The organism is Actinomadura sp. 6K520 (genome assembly GCF_004349245.1).
Taxonomy (GTDB): domain Bacteria; phylum Actinomycetota; class Actinomycetes; order Streptosporangiales; family Streptosporangiaceae; genus Spirillospora.
Genome location: NZ_SMLC01000163.1, coordinates 1 through 16124, shown reverse-complemented (window position 1 = coordinate 16124; position 16124 = coordinate 1). Strand labels below are relative to the sequence as shown.

Below are 16124 nucleotides of genomic sequence, written 5' to 3'. Positions count from 1 at the left end.
ACCGTGCCGAGGCCGGCCGGGGAAGGGGGGCGCGAACTGCGAATCACACTTGAAGGTGGGGTTACGGAAGTCGCACCGGAGTCCCGCGGCCGGCCTCGGCACGGTAGCACCGAGCCGGCCCCGCGGGCTTCCCCTTTCCCGCCGCCGAGATCAGCGTGTGCGCTCGCCGGGGCTCAGTGCCGGTCCGTGGTCGAAGGTGTGGCGCGGTCCGGGAAGGCCGCTGGGCACGGGCGGGGAACTCTGCGTCACGCGCCGCGCGCCGAGGCTACCGGCGACCTCGTTGCGCAGCTGCGGCAGCCGCGCGTAGAGGACGTCGCCGGGGCAGGCGGTGGCGTTGTAGTCGCGGTGCCCGACGATCGCCGCGTGCGGGTCGAGGCCGTACACGTCGCACAGCCACGCGCAGGTCACGACGAGCGCGCCCCAGAGCGAGCCGGTCGGCGCCGCGGTCATGTAGTTGCCCTCGTTCTCGATGCCGATCGTGTGGCTGTTGTGGCCGCCGGTCTGCGCGCCGACCACGTGGTCGCCGGCGTTGATGGCGCTGAGGCTGCGGTTGCGTCCCTCCATCAGGTGGCCGCCGCGGCTGATGGTGAGCTGCTGGCCGGTGTCCGCCCAGCCGTTGCTGTCCATGTGGTAGTTCTGGATCGACCGGGACAGGGCGAAGGCGTGCGCCAGCGAGTAGTCGGTGGAATTCGGCGTGGCGGTGTGGTGCACGACGATGTGGTCGGGGGCCCGGTCGAGCACCGTGGCCGCCGACGTGGGCGGCCGCGCCAGCCACTCGGACCGGGTGTACACGCGGGGCGCGGCCTGCGCCGAGGCGGCGGGCGGCGCACCGGCCACCGGGCCGAGCAGCGCGCCCCCGAGCACCGCGCCGGTGCCTCCGAGCAGGCCCCTTCGGGTGAGGTGGATTTCCGCGGCCATGGAGAACTCCCTCCGGAGAAGATGATCAACCGGAGCCATGGTCGCGAAAATCGACAACTGAGACAATAGGGCTGTATAGCCCTATTTTGGATTGGCGTAGATCGTGTGATCGTGTGCCAAATGCCGGGCCGCGCGGCTGTGGGTTTCTCGGTCCACGCGAGGTCGGCGGCGGCGCGGCCGGCCGGCGCCCGCCGCACGGCCCTCATCCGCCCCGGGCCGGTGACCCGGCGGCGCGTCCGGGCGGTCAGGCGCGGTCAGGGGCGGTAGGTGCCGAAGTACCACTGGTTGCCGTCCAGGTCACGGGCCGCGTAGTCGCGGGAGCCGTACTCCTTGTCGGACAGCTCGGCGGTGATCTCGGCGCCCGCGGCCTTGGCGCGGTCGTGGTGGGCGTCGGGGTCGTCCACGGCGACGTAGAGGGCCGTCTTGCCGGGTTCGCCGTTGCCGAACATGAGGATGCCGGTGTCGAAGGTCATTTCGGCGTGCACGACGTTGCCCGCGTCGTCCCGGTGGACCTCGCGCGGCTTGAAGCCGAACGCCTTCTCCAGCCATTCCATCGACTTGGCCGTGTCGGCGCAGTTGACGATGGGGTAGAAGGTCCGGCGGATCTCACTGGTCATGTCGTCCTCCCTTGTCGTGACCGGCATGCCCAGTCTGGGAGGCGGGGACCGGGGTGTCTTGGACGAATGTGACCTCACCGGCGGGCGGCGTCTCGTTCGGCGGCGAGGCGCCGGGTCTCGGGTGAGACCGGGGCGCCGAGGATCGCGGCGACGACGTCGATCAGGTAGCTGGTGAACAGGCGGTCGTCGGTGCGGGGGCCGGAGCGGGCCCGGCGGGCGAGCTCGATCGAGGCGTACAGGATGGCGGTGAAACGGCGGTGCAGGCGGGCCGCGTCCTCCTCCAGGAGGGGTTCGACGAGGGTGCGCCAGCGGCACAGGCTGTCCTTGGGGTCGTCGAGGACGGCTACGGGGACGAGGGGGGCCGGGCGGTTGACCACGTCCGCCCAGACCTGGAGGTAGGCGCGGCCCGACTCGTCGGCCAGGCGGGCCGCCAGGGGGCGGACGAGCGCGCCGGCCAGCGGGCGCACGCCCTGCTCGCCGTCCTCGTAGGCGTCGAGCAGGGCGTGCCGCCGGGCCTCCACTTCGGGGGCGTGCCGCGCCAGGAGCGCGCGGACGATCCCGGCGCGGTCCCCGAAGTGGTACTGGACGGCCGTCGCGTTGCGGGCGCCGGCCTCCTGGAGGATCTCCCGGAGGCTGACCGCGTCCACGCCGCGTGCGGCGTAGAGCCTCTCGGCGGCGTCCAGCAGGCGTTCGCGGGTGTCACTCATTGCCGATCGCGTGCTCCAGCGCGTCGGCGAAGCGCTCGCGGGCCGCCTCCCGGCGGGTGGGCAGGTGGCCGGACGGCCACAGGCCCTCGACGGGCTCGACGTCGCGCAGCAGCTGCCGGGCGAGGGTGATCTTGTGGACCTCGGTGGGGCCGTCGGCGATCGCCATCGCCTGCGCCCCCAGCATCATGGCGGCGAACGGCATCTCGTTCGACACCCCGAGGGCGCCGTGCAGGTGCATCGCGCGCTGGACGACGTCGTGGTAGACCTTCGGCATCGCGGCCTTGACGGCGGCGATGTCCTTGCGGACCCTCTTGTAGTCCCCGTGCTTGTCGATCAGCCAGGCGGTGCGCAGGACGAGCAGCCGGAACTGCTCGATCTCGATCCAGCTGTCGGCGATCTTCTCCCGGGTCATCTGCATCTTGGCGAGCGCGCCGAACCGCGTCTGCCGGGAGACCGCGCGTTCCAGCATCATGTCGAACGCCTTGCGGACCTGCGCGATCGTGCGCATGGCGTGGTGGATGCGGCCGCCGCCGAGGCGGGTCTGCGCGATGACGAACGCGCCGCCCTCGTCGCCGAGGAGGTTCTCGGCGGGGACGCGGACGTTCTCGTAGCGCAGGTACCCGTGGGAGCCTTCGCGCTCGCCGCCCACGCCCACGTTGCGGACGGTGATCAGGCCGGGCGCGTCGGCCGGGACGATGAACATCGACATGCCCTCGTAGGCGGACACGTCGGGGTTCGTCACCGCCATCACGATCAGGAACGTGGCGTGCCGGGCGTTGGAGGAGAACCACTTCTCCCCGTTGATCACCCAGCCGTCCCCGTCGCGGACGGCCCGCGTGGTGAACAGGGTCGGGTCGGCGCCGCCGTGCGGCTCGGTCATCGAGTACGACGAGGAGATCTCGCCGTCGAGGAGGGGACGCAGGTAGCGCTCCTTCTGCGAGGGCGTCCCGAAGTGCGCGATGATCTCCGCGTTGCCCGAGTCGGGCGCCTGGCAGCCGAAGACCGAGGGCGCCCAGCGGGAGCGCCCCAGGATCTCGTTGAGCAGCGCCAGCTTCACCTGGCCGTAGCCCTGGCCGCCGAGTTCCGGGCCGAGGTGGCAGGCCCACAGGCCCTTCTCGCGGACGCGGTCCTGGAGGGGCCGCACCAGTTCCTTGTAGCGGGGGTCGGTCTTGTCGTACGGGTCGCCGAGGACGAGGTCGAGCGGCTCGACCTCGTCCCGCACGAAGGCGTCCGCCCAGTCGAGCAGTTCCTGGTAGGCGGGGTCGGTCTCGAAGTCCCATGCCATGGCGAACCTCCTGCGTCGTTTCCTCGATAATCCACCTACCTCAAGGAGTAATGCAAGTGCATGACTGTTACTCTCCGGTGTCTCCTGTCGGCAGGTGATCCGTGTCCGGAAAGGGATCCGCCCGTGCAGCCTGAGCAGATCGACCGCGCGCTCGTCGACTTCGCTGTCCTGGCCGCCTGGATGGACGCCCAGGGCCTGCCCGGCGGTCCGTTCGAGGACGTCGAGCCGCTGGCCGGGGGCACGCAGAACACCCTGGTCCGGTTCGGCAGGGGCGGCCGCGAATACGTGCTCCGGCGCGGGCCGAGCCATCTGCGCGCGAGGACGAACGACGTCCTGCGCCGGGAGGCTCGCATGCTGGCGGCCCTGGACGGCACGGACGTCCCGGCGCCTCGCCTCATCGCCGCCTGCACCGACGAAACCGTCATGGGCGGGGCGGTCTTCTACCTGATGACGCCGGTGGAGGGCTTCAACGCCTCGGTGACGCTGCCCGAACTGCACGCCGGAGACAAGACCGTCCGGCGCGAGATGGGCTTGAACGCGGCACGCGCGCTGGCGGCCCTGGGCGCGGTGGACTACGAGGCCGTCGGACTCCACGGTTTCGGCAAACCGGAGGGCTTCCTTGAGCGCCAGGTAGGCCGCTGGTTGTCCGAGCTCGACTCCTACAGCGCGCTGGACGGTTACCCAGGACCGGACATCCCCGGCCTGGACGACGTCGCCCGCTGGCTGGGCGAGCACCATCCGGCGGCATGGCGGCCGGGCATCCTGCACGGTGACTACCACCTGGCCAACCTGATGTACTCGTTCGACGGCCCCGAGGTCGCGGCGATCGTCGACTGGGAGATGTGCACGATCGGCGATCCCCTGCTCGACCTCGGCTGGCTGCTGGCCACCTGGCCCGACCGCGCCGACCAGAGCGCGGCGCTGGCCGGCCCGCTCGGCGCCGCCGGCGGCCTGCCCGCGGCGGACGACCTCGTCACCACCTACGCCGAGCGCGCGGACGCCGTCGCCGGGCGTGACCTGTCGTCCATCACCTGGTACGCGGTGCTCGCGTGCTTCAAGCTCGGCATCGTCCTGGAGGGTACGAACGCCCGCGCGTTCGCCGGCAAGGCGCCCCGGGAGACGGGCGACATGCTCCACTCGATCACCCTCGGCCTGTTCCGCCGCGCCCAGGAGTTCATCGACGGCTGACCGCCGCCCGGTCCCCCTCGCGCAGCTGATCGAGAACCTGCCAGGATCGTCCGCGAGGAGGTGGGCCGATGAAGATCCGCGAGGGCGGCGCCGCGGACGCGCCGATCATGCTGGCGATGCTGGACGGCGCCGTGGAATGGCTCGTCGCGCACGGCCGGTCGGGTCAGTGGGGCACCGAGCCGTGGTCGGCCGACCCGCGCCGGGTGGAGCGCATCAACGGGATCGCCCGCGATGACGAGATCTGGGTGGCGGAGGTGCGGGGCGTTCCGGCGGGGGTCATGGCGGTATCGCCGGGACCGCCGCACTACGTGGACGCGATAGACGAACCCGAGCTCTACATCACGCTGCTGGTGACCGACCGCACGTTCGCGGGCGCGGGGGTGGGCGGCGCACTGATCGCCAAGGCCAGGGAGGAGGCCCGGGCCAAGGGCGCGGGACTGCTCCGCGTCGACTGCTACGGCGGCGGAGACGGCCGGCTCGTGGAGTACTACCGGCGCCACGGGTTCGAACCCGTGGCGGAGTTCACCGTCGGTGAATGGCCCGGCCGCCTCCTGACCCAGCGCATCGGCTGACCGGCGCCCCGCGGGGCCGCGGGTTGCAAAACCGGCGATCGCGACGCAGCCTGGATGGTGACCGGTGGGAACGGGGCAGTCGGTGACGCCCTTGCGCCGCACGGACGGCGAATCGAGCCACTCGCCCCGTTCCGCCGGTCGGCGCGGGCGGCGGCGCCGCACCGCCGACCCCCGTGTCGGATTCCTGCCAGCGCACCGGCCCCGCTCGCGGCCATGCTCGCGGCATGGACAGAAACTTCCGCTTCGGGGTCGTGGGCGAGTCGATCCGCTCCGGCACCGGCCTGACCCGCACGGCGCGGCGTGCCGAGGACCTCGGCTACGACGTGCTGGTGCTGCGGGACCACTTCGTCACCGAGCCCTTCGGCGACCAGCTCGCGCCGATGGTGGCGCTCGCGTCCGCCGCGGCGGCGACGAGCACGCTGCGGCTGGGCACGATGGTCCTGGCCAACGACTACCGGCACCCGGTGATGCTCGCCAAGGAGGCCGCCACCCTCGACCACCTGTCGGGCGGGCGGTTCGAGCTCGGTGTCGGCGCGGGCTGGCTGCGCGACGAGTACGAGGCCGCCGGGATGCCGTTCGACGCGGCCGGTGCGAGGGTGGGGCGGCTGGCGGAGTCCCTGGAGATCCTGCGGAGCCTCCTCGACGGCCGGAAGACCACGTTCGCGGGCGACCACTACAGGATCGACGGCCTGACCACCTTCCCGCCGCCCGCGGCCCGGCCGCCGCTCGTCGTCGGTGCCGGCAGCGGGCGCATGCTCGGCATCGCCGGCCGGCACGCCGACACCGTCGGCATCCTTCCCCGCGCCCTCCCCGAGGGGACGATCTCCGAGGAGGTCACCGAGCGGCTCCCGGACACCATCGCCCGCAAGGTCGACCTGGTGCGTGCGGCCGCGGGAGACCGGGACGTCGAGCTGAGCATGATGGTGACGCCCACGTTCGGCCCCGACCCCCGCCGCGCCGCCGCACGCGTCGCCGTCCTCCGCGGCTGGGGGACGTCGGCGACCGACCTCGTCCTCGACATGCCGTCGCAGTTCCTGGGTCCGCCGGAGCACATCGCCGAGCAGATGCTCGCCCGCCGCGACCGCTACGGCTTCACCTACTACCAGGTCTCGGACGAGGTCATGGACGAGTTCGCCGCCGTCATCCCCCTCCTCACCGGCTGACGTCCGAGGACAGGAAAACGGGGACTCCCCGGTGATCTCGCGATACCGGGGAATCCCCGTCTTCCATGCACCGGCAGCCCTGTGCCGGGTCTGGGAGAGACCGACGACCGTGGTGAGATACCTCACCGCCAGGTCGTGAGCGGCCTCACGTCAGGAGCCGAAAGGCCGGGGCTTGCCCTTCTGGCCGGCGCCCTTGCCCCACTCCAGGACCTCCCACTTGAGGCCCTTCAGGTGCCCCTCGCCGGTTCCGGCGTTGTACTTGTCGCTCGGCTTGCCGCCGTCCAGCAGGTACCGGAAGGTGTAGGTGTCGAGGTCGAGCATGATGCCCCGGTGCGACGGCTCGCCGGGACCGCGGTCGCCGACGAAGCCGGTCACGGTGCGGCCCTTGTAGGAGACCTTCACCTTGGTGAGCATCGGCCAGCTCGGGCTGGCGAACATGCCCTTCTGCATCGGCTTCCCGCTCGCGGGAGCGCCGGTGTCGCCGCGGACGCCGGAGCCGTCGTCCCAGAAGTAGGACGCGGTGGTCGTGCCGCTGAGCAGGGCCTTCGGGCCCTTCTTCGCGGGCGTGCTCTCGGACTTCGCGGCCTCGCTCTTCTTCTCGTTCTCGGCGTTGCCGGCGGGGGTCTTGTTCTCGGCCTTGTTCTCGGCCTCGTGCCGGGCCTTGTTCTGGGCCTGGTCCTGGCGCGCGTCGTGCTGCTGCGCGGCCACGGCCTCCTGCGTAAGGAACTGCTTCTCGCCGGGAGCGGAGTCATCGCTGGCGGCGGCGACGCCGGCCACGAGCATGCCCGCGAGGGCGGTGCCGGTGACGCCGGTCAGGACGGCATTGATCGCTCGCTGCTGCATTGGTTTCCTTCGGTCGGGGTACAGGGCCGCCGTTCCGCACCGGTCGGCGAACGCCGGAATCCGGGCAGGAGGGAACGGCTCCGAGACTCGGGACTCGGGAGCAGCCGTCGCGTGAAAGGCCCGCTTGGAACGGCCCGCGGGCATGGCGGACCGCGCTCGCGCTCAATGGCGCACGACCGTCTTGGGACGCGCGTGAGACGCGGGCTTCGATATAGCGGGAATGGACGCCGACCGGGGGCTCATTGGCTCCGCGCGGTGCACGGCCGGTGCATGGGACGGCCGTGGTTCGGCGTAGAGGACCCGCCTGGCGGGCGGGCGGCGACGACTATGCGTTAGGCCAGGTCAAACGGTTCTTTGACCCTGGCCTGGGTGTGACTATATACGGCATTACCGTGGTTTCGCCAAACGGGCGATTTCTTTACCTTTGGCCAGGTAGATCTTTTATGCTGATCCGGCGCCGGAGGGTTCGAGACCCCTTGGTACCGGCCTACCGGGCCGCGCGGGCAAAAAGATCTTTATGCTCGCATGGCTCCCACCTGGGATGACCGTACATGGTTCAGCGTTTGCACTCCCGAGAATGTTCCCGGCCCCGGCGGAGCCCCGTGAGCAAGCGCCCCGACACCACTCCCCCATGGCGATCCCCCCGCGAGGCCATGAAGCGGGCGGGCGCAGAACTGGACGGCCGTCGTGCGCGAGAGGCCCGTCCCAGCAAGGAACAGAGCACTCAGTGCCCAGGAGGAGTCAACACCCGAGAACACCGCGAGGAGGAGGCACGTGAACGGGAGACCCGAGTGGATTGAGCGAGCCTGCTGGGGGTTGCCGCGTGGTGGGGGGAGCGCTGGTCAGTGGGTCGGGTAGACCGACGGGACCAGCGGGGTCGGCCCGGTTCCGCCGGTGAAGACCGGGGGGCCCGGGTGCGGCGGGACGAACGACGGGTCCGGGTAAGGGGGCTGCTGCCCGAAGGCCGCGACTGCTCCCTGGGCCGCCGGGACCGCCTGGGCCGCGGGCGGGATGTGAGATCCGTCGCCTCGGCGTGGCTCCGCCGACCCCTGCTCCAGGCGGCGCTCGGCCAGCAGGCCCATGAGCGCGCGGGCGGTCTCGGCGTCCATGCGCAGCAGGACGCTGGGCATCCCGGCCTGGTCGACGAACGGGGAGACAGAGGGGGCGGACGGCAGGTGCGGCAGCGCCGCCCGCATCTCCTCGCGGAGATCCTGGGCAAGACGCAGCGCCTGCCGGTCACTGTCGCTCAAGTGTGCGTTCATCGCGATCTCCGGGGAGTTCACGTGCGGGGGTCCGGGATCATCCTGCTAGGGATGGCGTGCAGGTGCAAGAGCTGATGCACGTGCATTTTGGGATTTTTTCACCCCGTAACCGTTGCGTCCCTCGCTCGTTCCCGATCACCCCGCCCGCCGCGGTGGCGGGCACTCGGACGCGCTGACCTGCGGTGATCCGCGGGTTCGGCCGGGGCGGAGGGGCGTTCGCCACGGCCCGGGGCAAGGGCGTGCATTCTGGACGGATGACGGAAACGCTGAGCGTCCGAGCCCTGAACCGCGCCACGCTGGCACGGCAGCTCCTCCTGGCGCGGGAGCCCGTCCCCGTGACGGAGGCGGTGGGACGGCTCCTCGGCATGCAAGCACAGGAGCCCAAACCGCCGTTCCTGGGGCTGTGGACCCGGCTGGACGGCTTCCAGGCGTCCGACCTGAAGAAGGCCCTGCAGAACCGGTCCCTCGTGCGGGCCACGATGATGCGCGCCACCCTGCACCTGATGACCGGTGCCGACTACACGGCCTTCCGCACGACGATGCAGCCCATGCTGGACGGCGCACTGAGAGTGCTGGGCGACCGGGCCGAAGGCATGGACCTCAAGAAGGTCGTCCCGTCGGCGCGAGCGCTGCTCGGACAGGGGCCCCGCACTTTCAACGAGGTCCGTGCGCTACTGCAGGAGCAGTTCCCGGACGTCAACGACAGGGCGCTCGGCTATGCCGTACGGCTTTGCGTTCCACTGGCCATGGTCCCGACCCAGGACAGGTGGGGGTTCCCCCGTACGTCGCAGTTCACGCTGGCCGATGACTGGCTGGGCGCCGCACCCTCGGACGAGCCGGCGCTCGACGAGTTGATGCTCCGATACCTGGCGGCTTACGGGCCGGCCTCCGGCGTCGACGCCCAGACGTGGTCGGGGCTTCCCGAGAGCGGCGCGGCACTGGAGCGCCTGCGGCCGGGCCTGCGGGTCTTCAACGACGACCGTGGCAGGGAGCTGTTCGACCTGCCCGACGCTCCACGGCCCGGCGAGGACGTTGCGGCGCCGCTGCGGTTCCTGCCCGAGTTCGACAGCCTAGTCCTGGCGCACGCAGACCGCAGACGCGTCATCGCCGACGCACATCGGCCGTTGCTCACCACGAAGAACCTTCGTGTCCGGGCCGTGTTCCTCTGGGACGGCTTCGCACAGGGCATCTGGGAGACGGAGTACAAGCGCAAGGTCGCCACGCTGCGGTTGCGTCCCTTCGACCCACTCCCCAAGGCAGCCCTCGACGAGCTGACCCGCGAAGGTGAGTCGCTCCTGCGGTTCCTCGAACCCGACGCAAAGGAGACGATCGTCACCCTCGCCGACGACTGATGCCCCAGAGAGAGCGGGTGTAGGCGCGGCCCGCCCAACCTTGGGGCAGCGGTCCGTCAGCCGATGGTGCGGCCCATGCCTTCCCAGTACGGGGCGCGCAGGTCCTTCTTGAGGATCTTGCCGCTGGGGTTGCGGGGCAGGGCGTCCACGAAGTCGGCCGAACGGGGACGCTTGAAGCCGGCCAGCCGCTCGCGGGCGTACTCGATCACCTCGTCCTCCGTGAGCGTCGCGCCAGGGGCGGGCACGATGACGGCCTTGACGGTCTCTCCCCACCGCTCGTCCGGCACCCCGATGACCGCGACGTCGGCGATTCCCGGATGCGCGGCGAGGACCTCCTCGACCTCGATGGGGTACACGTTCTCGGCACCCGTGACGATCATGTCCTTGATCCGGTCGGTGAGGAACAGGTAGCCCTCGGCGTCGACGTAGCCGGCGTCACCCGTGCGGAGCCAGCCGTCCCCGGCCAGGAGCCGCGCGGTCTCCTCGGGACGGTTCCAGTAGCCGGGCGTGTTCTGGCTGGACCTGGTCAGCACCTCGCCGACCTCGCCCACCGGCCGCTCGGCGTCCCCGCCCGGCTCGACGATCCGCACCTCGACCCAGTCGTACGGGCGCCCGGCCGAGCGCATCAGATGGGCGCGCGGCCCGCCGGGGTCGTGGTCCTCGGGTTCGAGCTGGACAATCGCGCCGGTCGTCTCGGTCATCCCGTACAGCTGGAAGAGCGGGGCCCGGAAGGTGTCGAGCGCGCGGCGCAGCACCTCCGAGGTGATGGGGGACGCGCCGTAGGTGATCGCCCGCAGCGCGGAGTGGTCGCGCTCGGCTGCGCCCGGGACCTCGCACATGAGCTGCAGCACGGCCGGGACGATGAACGCGTTGGTGATCCGCTCGCGCTCGAAGGTGTCGACCAGCGCGGCCGGGTCGATGTCGCGGACCAGCACCTGCCGGCACCCCGCGTAGAGCCCGGCCAGAGCCCAGCCGGTGCCGCCGATGTGGAAGAGCGGCATCGGCACGAGGCTCACCGCCGAGGCGTCCAGGCGCCAGCGGCGGGCCATCCGCTCCCCCACCTCGAAGTTGGCGTTGCTCAGCTGCACACCCTTCGGCAGCCCGGTCGTGCCGGACGTGTAGAGCTGCACGACGATGTCGCCGGGCTCCCCGGCATGGCCGGGGTCTTCGGCCGGATGCGCGGCGAGCCAGCTCTCGTGGTCCTCGCCGGTGAGGACGGTCCGTCCGGGCAGGCCGGCCGCGAGATCCGCGAACTCGGCGTCCACCACCGTCACCGGCGCCCCCGCGTCGGTGACGATCGCGGCGATCTCGGCCGGGGTCAGCCGCCAGTTGACCGGGGCCGTCACCGCGCCGATCTTCGCGGCGCCGAACAGGAGGTCGAAGTACTCGGGGGCGTTCTTGCCCAGGTACGCGACCCGGGAGCCGCTCCCGAGCCCTGCGGCGAGGAGGGCCTGCGCGACCCGGCTGGAGCGCTCGTGGAGCTCGGCGTAGCTCACGGTGCGCCCGTCCCCGGTGACGGCGGGCGCCGTCCCGCGGTCGCGGGCGTTGTCTCGGACTATGGACACGACCCGGTAGTCCACTCCGACTTCCTCCCGAATCTCGTTCGGTTGCGAACGTCGACCCTATCGGGACCGGGGTGTACCACAAAAGCTCCCATATGCCACCAGATGCGGACAAGGCGCCCTGAGCGGGCAGAACTCCGAATAGTGATCAATCCGATACCTGCATTGATTGAAAGATCCACCAAATGGGTTCAAGCTGTCTGCGACATCTGGAACGCCCCGCTCCGTTCGTTCGACCGACCGACCGCTGACAGGACACGACCGATGTTCGAGATCTGGGAGACGAGTGAGCCGGCCCGGCTCATCAGCGACGCGGGCAGCCTGAAGGTCGCGCTGGAGAAGGTCGACACAATGTGCCGGCTCCGGCACGACCAGGCCGCGGCGCAGGTGGGCGAGGCGAGAGACGGCTACCACTTCGAGATCAGGGACGCCGAGGGCAAGGCGCTCGCACGGCTCAGCTACGTCCCCGACACCTCCCGCGCCTACCAGAGCGTGGTCATCGAGGAGATGCGCGGCGGGGGAATCGGCGACCACGACGTCTAGGGCGGACCGCACGTCCGCCGGCGGCCTCCGACCGAACGGTCGGGGGCTTTTGCGCTGCCCCGATCGGACGAGTCCCGCCGGGCGAGGCGAACCGTCCGTCCCGGGATGGCAGGATGCGTCGTGCTCGAATGACCCGGGCGACGGGGGTGGTGGACCGGATGGTGGGGCGACGTGCACGGCCTGGAGAGGGGACGACCTCGGCCTCCCGCACGGAGGCCGCCGACGTACTGATCGCCGAGGCCGTGCGGGCGCTCTCCCTGGGAGACCACGCCGGATTCCGTCGGCTCGTGGTGGCGGTGGCCGAGCAGGCCACCGTCCCCGGCTGGACGGCCACCGTCCGCCGAAGCCTTGCCGCCCGGCTTCGGCGGGGGGTCACGAGCGCCTGGGAGCGGGGTTGGCAACCGGCCGATGTGGTCAGGTTCACGTCCCGCCGCCGCACGTCCAGGCACGCACGGCTCGCGACCGACGTGATCGCGGGCGAGATGCGGGCCTACTCCGGCGCCACCGTGGACGCCCGGTGGCGCGAGCAACTCGCCGTCCTCGAAGCCGACGTGTGGTGGGAGGACGATGAGGGCCACCCGGACGCCTGGTGCGAACGCGAAGGCGTGGCACACGCGACCTACATCACGTGCGCGATCGAACTCATCCAGTTGCTTGAGGGCCTGCCAAGGCTGCCGAGCCTCGGCCCACTTCCCGGTGCGTCCGCCGCAGGCGGGGATGGGTCAGCCGCCTCCCACGAGCGGGTGCAGGACGTCGATCAGCGGACGCTCGGCAAGGTCAGGGCGCTCCTGGCCAAGGCCGAGTCGACGGAGTTCCCCGAAGAGGCGGAGGCGCTGAGCGCGCGCGCTCAGGAACTGATGGCACGGCACAGCATCGACCATGCGCTGCTGGCCGCGGAGACAGGCGACAACAGCGGGCCCGCCGGACGGCGCATCGCGGTGGACAACCCCTATGACTCGCCCAAGGCGGTCCTGCTGACGGTGGTGGCCGATGCCAACCGCTGCAGGGCGGTATGGCATCGGGAGCTGGGGTTCTCCACGGTCATGGGCTATCCGGCCGATCTGGCCGCGGTGGAGATGCTGTTCACGTCGCTGCTCGTCCAGGCGACGGCCGCCATGGTGCACGCGGGTCCCAGGCGCGACGCGCGGGGGCGTTCAAGGACGCGTTCGTTCCGCCACGCTTTCCTCAACGCCTACGCCGCCCGCATCGGGGAGCGGCTGCTGGAGGCCGCCGGGCGGGCGGCCGAGAGCGCCGGAGGGAACGATCTGGTCCCCGTCCTGGCAGCGCGCGATCAGGCCGTCGAACAGGCCGTCGGCGCGATGTTCCCGAATCTCGCCAAGGGTCGGGCGGGTTCGGTGTCCAACTACGAAGGCTGGGTCGCCGGCCGTGCGGCCGCGGACCTCGCCAGCCTGAACGGTCGCCACGAGGTCACCGGGGCGGACCGCCGTCACTAGCGCGCGGGGTCCCCCCGGGGGGCGAGGGGGACGTCCGATCATGTGCGCGTTTTCCTTCTGATCGTGGGAGCGGGTCAGGACTTCTTGCGCCGGGTGTTGCCACCCCGGCCCCGGAGCGGGACGCCCGCCTCCTTGAGGACGTTGTAGATGAACCCGTAGGACCGGCCGGTCTCGGCCGCCAGGTCGCGGATGCTCTCGCCGGCCGCGTAGCGCGGGGCGAGCTCGGCGGCGAGTTGGGTGCGTTCGGCACCGGTCACACGGGTGCCTCTCGACAGTGTTCGGGCCACGGGGACCTCCTGGTTTCCAAGGCTGCGCCACGGGGCCCGTCCCCGCAGCTCACAGCAGTGTTGATCTCCCCAACGTACACATTCCCCCTGATTACGCCGTCGATGCCGCGCGAATCACCGCGAATTCGGCCGAAGCTGGTCTTTTCCGTGGTGAACGGCGTGTCGGAGCTGGACACCGGCCTCGGATACGGAACCCGGCCGCGGCGCGGCGGAAGCCACGCGTCAGGGGACGGCGCCGCCGCAGGAAGCCGAACCGCCTTCGGTGGCCGCGAGGACGGGGGCCGGGCCGGCCACGGCTTCGGGTCCGGGCGCCGGAACGCCCGTCCCGGAGGCGGTCGGCGCGCCGGCGGGCGCCTGGGACGCGGCTTCACGGAGCGAGAGGTCCGCGCGGCGCAGCGGACGGCTCAGGGGCCCGAACGGGAACAGCGAGATCTCGGTGAGACCCTCCACGATCAGCAGCTCACCGGGCTGGAGGAGGCGCCAGCCTCGCCGGTCGTCCATGGGCTCGCTGGCGATGACGACGGCGGGCACCGGCCCGTCCGTACCCGGATCGCCCGTACCGTCCATACCGCCCGCATCGCCCACATCGGGCGACAGGACCCAGAGCTCGTTGCTCTCCGGGTAGCGCAGCGCCCATATCCGCCCCGGCTCGGCGAGGAGCATGTTCAGGGAGAAGACCGGGAGCTCGGCGGCGATGCGCCGTACCGCCTCGACGATCCCCGTCGTCGTGTCACCGTGGCGGCGGATCTCAGCGGTCACGTACGCGAACACGAGTTCCGAGTCGGTTTCACCGGATACCTGCGCACTCTCCACCTCGGTCAGCCACGCCCGGAGCGTCTCGAGCCCCTTCACCACACCGTTGTGCGCGAAAAGCCGGTCATTCATCACGAACGGGTGGCAGTTGCGCACGGTCAGGCCGCCGACGGACGCGTCCCTGACATGCGACACGAACGTGTGGGACGGAACGTTCCGGGCGTGCAGGTCGAAGTCGGCGTTCTCGAAGGCGGCGAGCGGTGCCCTGTCCCGGATGGGCTCCCCGCCGAGCGAGAACCATCCGAGACCGGCCCCGTGCCGCATCCGGTGACTCTGCGCACGCAGGCTCCGGGGCGCGTCAAGCAGCCAGTGGGCCGCGCGGACCCGGGGCCCGCCCGTGCTCATGGCGAAAAGTCGGCACATGCGTCGCCTCTCACGTGATCCTCACCAAGGGTGACGGCGACTTTACCCAATGAGGCCGGGCGCGCCGGGCACTTCCCGCCAACGGCTGTACGGCAAGACGAAGGCGAGACCCACCCGCAGCTCAGCTGGGCGATATCTCCCCCGATGGAACCGTCCCGCGATCGAGAGTTATCCACAGCTCGGAGTTCGGCTTCTGCCGGCCCCGCACCCGGCACATGCTGGCGACGTCGCGTTGTTCCATCCCGGAAGGAGCGGCCCTGATGGCCACGATCACGTTTCCGATTCCGTCCACCACGACCTCCCGGTTCGCCGTCGCCGCCACGAGCGTTCCAGGCGACCTCGCCGACCTGCTCCACCGAAGTCCGGCCGGCCCGTACCACGCCCACATCGCCGGGCGGCTCGGCTCACCGCAGCTCCAGGTCACCCGGGAGGACCTCACCTGCCTTCGCTGGGACCCCGGGCAGATCAAGGCGGCCCGCCCCGAAGACAGGCAGGCCGCAAGGGCTTTCGGCAACGCTGCGGAGTTCGCCGTCATCACCGCCTGCACGCCGATCACCGACCAGCCGCGCGGGGCGCAGGTCGCCCGCGCCGCCGCCCATGCCATCGCGGACGCCACCGGCGGAATCACCGCAGACCTCACGACGGGTCACATCCTGCCGCCCTCCGCCACCGAGAGAGCGCACTTCGTGCTGGCGGACCAGTGGCTGGGCGACGTACTGCCGCCGTTCCGCGCCAACGGCCGCTGCACGGCCGCGGAGCCCGAGCTGGACCCCGAGGGCGTCAACGGCTGCGCCTGCGTACGACTCCGCACCCGCGGCCTCCGCCGCTTCGGCCTTCCGGAACTCCAGATCAGCGACGTCGCGTGCCCGCACGACCTCGCCGCCCTCAACGTGCTGCGCACCACCGCCCGCCGCCTCCTGACCGACCACTGGTCATGGCTGGCCACGGGCCCGGCGGCCGCCACCCGCACGCTCAACGCCACCGTTCACCTCGCCCAGGGCGACTTCAACGACTTCTGGGGCGCCACCCACCGCGTCCACCTCACACCCCCGGTCCCCTTCCAGGTACATCTGGGCCCGCGCACCCCACGCCTGCTCACCGTCGGCCCGCCCACAGACTTCGACGGCACGGTCAACGACTGGCTCTGGTCGGAAACGCTCCCCCTGGGCATGCACGACACCCCCCGGCCCCCAAC

The 16124-nt window shown here is 71.2% G+C and carries 16 protein-coding genes; 7 read left to right on the top strand and 9 right to left on the bottom strand.

Translation table 11 applies throughout. The annotated features are described in order from the left end of the window. Nucleotides 1–150: 150 nt before the first annotated feature. The 4 genes from E1289_RS30170 to E1289_RS30155 form a co-directional block, all read right to left on the bottom strand. Nucleotides 151–918: a peptidoglycan recognition family protein gene (locus E1289_RS30170; RefSeq protein WP_131986242.1), complete on the bottom strand. Its 768-nt coding sequence runs from the start codon at nt 916–918 to the stop codon at nt 151–153. Nucleotides 919–1172: 254 nt separating this feature from the next. Next, nucleotides 1173–1535, bottom strand: coding sequence for a VOC family protein (locus E1289_RS30165; RefSeq protein ID WP_131986240.1), 363 nt, complete (start codon nt 1533–1535; stop codon nt 1173–1175). A 74-nt stretch (nt 1536–1609) separates the two neighbouring features. Next, nucleotides 1610–2242, bottom strand: coding sequence for a TetR/AcrR family transcriptional regulator (locus E1289_RS30160; RefSeq protein WP_131986238.1), 633 nt, complete (start codon nt 2240–2242; stop codon nt 1610–1612). Next, nucleotides 2235–3527, bottom strand: coding sequence for an acyl-CoA dehydrogenase family protein (locus E1289_RS30155; protein ID WP_131986236.1), 1293 nt, complete (start codon nt 3525–3527; stop codon nt 2235–2237). Before E1289_RS30155 ends, E1289_RS30160 begins: the two co-directional genes overlap by 8 nt. Nucleotides 3528–3650: 123 nt before the next feature. Here E1289_RS30155 and E1289_RS30150 point away from each other — a divergent pair, with 123 nt between their 5' ends. The 3 genes from E1289_RS30150 to E1289_RS30140 all read left to right on the top strand — a co-directional run bounded on the left by E1289_RS30150 (nt 3651) and on the right by E1289_RS30140 (nt 6450). Beyond that, entirely contained in the window at nt 3651–4715 is a 1065-nt protein-coding gene (locus tag E1289_RS30150) for a phosphotransferase family protein (RefSeq protein WP_347813603.1), read from the top strand. Nucleotides 4716–4783: 68 nt separating this feature from the next. Next, nucleotides 4784–5287: a GNAT family N-acetyltransferase gene (locus E1289_RS30145; RefSeq protein ID WP_131986232.1), complete on the top strand. Its 504-nt coding sequence runs from the start codon at nt 4784–4786 to the stop codon at nt 5285–5287. 224 nt (nt 5288–5511) lie between these two features. Next, nucleotides 5512–6450: a TIGR03621 family F420-dependent LLM class oxidoreductase gene (locus tag E1289_RS30140; RefSeq protein WP_131986230.1), complete on the top strand. Its 939-nt coding sequence runs from the start codon at nt 5512–5514 to the stop codon at nt 6448–6450. A 150-nt stretch (nt 6451–6600) separates the two neighbouring features. Here the strand turns inward: E1289_RS30140 and E1289_RS30135 are convergent, their stop codons facing one another. Together E1289_RS30135 and E1289_RS30130 are read right to left on the bottom strand one after the other, a co-directional pair. After that, complete coding sequence (locus E1289_RS30135; protein ID WP_131986228.1) at nt 6601–7293, bottom strand: hypothetical protein; 693 nt, start codon at nt 7291–7293, stop codon at nt 6601–6603. A gap of 842 nt (nt 7294–8135) precedes the next feature. After that, the gene (locus E1289_RS30130) at nt 8136–8555 is read right to left on the bottom strand and encodes a hypothetical protein (protein WP_131986226.1); all 420 of its coding nucleotides are present in this window, start codon (nt 8553–8555) and stop codon (nt 8136–8138) included. 254 nt (nt 8556–8809) lie between these two features. Here E1289_RS30130 and E1289_RS30125 point away from each other — a divergent pair, with 254 nt between their 5' ends. Next, nucleotides 8810–9907, top strand: a complete 1098-nt coding sequence (locus tag E1289_RS30125; RefSeq protein ID WP_131986224.1) for a winged helix DNA-binding domain-containing protein — start codon at nt 8810–8812, stop codon at nt 9905–9907. 56 nt (nt 9908–9963) lie between these two features. Here the strand turns inward: E1289_RS30125 and E1289_RS30120 are convergent, their stop codons facing one another. Further along, nucleotides 9964–11472, bottom strand: coding sequence for a long-chain-fatty-acid--CoA ligase (locus E1289_RS30120; protein ID WP_207929248.1), 1509 nt, complete (start codon nt 11470–11472; stop codon nt 9964–9966). Between the two features lie 261 nt (nt 11473–11733). Between E1289_RS30120 and E1289_RS30115 the strand changes: the two genes are divergently transcribed. Together E1289_RS30115 and E1289_RS30110 are read left to right on the top strand one after the other, a co-directional pair. Then, a complete protein-coding gene (locus tag E1289_RS30115) occupies nt 11734–12012 on the top strand; it encodes a hypothetical protein (protein ID WP_131986220.1) in 279 nt (92 codons plus the stop codon). A 128-nt stretch (nt 12013–12140) separates the two neighbouring features. Next, nucleotides 12141–13466 carry a DUF2786 domain-containing protein gene (locus E1289_RS30110; RefSeq protein ID WP_165970662.1) on the top strand — a complete coding sequence of 442 codons (1326 nt, stop codon included), beginning with the start codon at nt 12141–12143 and terminating at the stop codon, nt 13464–13466. A 74-nt stretch (nt 13467–13540) separates the two neighbouring features. Here E1289_RS30110 and E1289_RS30105 read toward each other — a convergent pair whose 3' ends face one another. Beyond that, nucleotides 13541–13753 (bottom strand): helix-turn-helix domain-containing protein, encoded by a 213-nt coding sequence (locus E1289_RS30105; protein ID WP_131884259.1) that lies wholly within the window; start codon nt 13751–13753, stop codon nt 13541–13543. 222 nt (nt 13754–13975) lie between these two features. Then, nucleotides 13976–14929 (bottom strand): class II glutamine amidotransferase, encoded by a 954-nt coding sequence (locus E1289_RS30100; protein ID WP_131986216.1) that lies wholly within the window; start codon nt 14927–14929, stop codon nt 13976–13978. Between the two features lie 260 nt (nt 14930–15189). Between E1289_RS30100 and E1289_RS30095 the strand changes: the two genes are divergently transcribed. After that, a partial coding sequence (locus E1289_RS30095) for a hypothetical protein (protein WP_131986214.1) occupies nt 15190–16124 on the top strand: 935 nt, incomplete at its 3' end.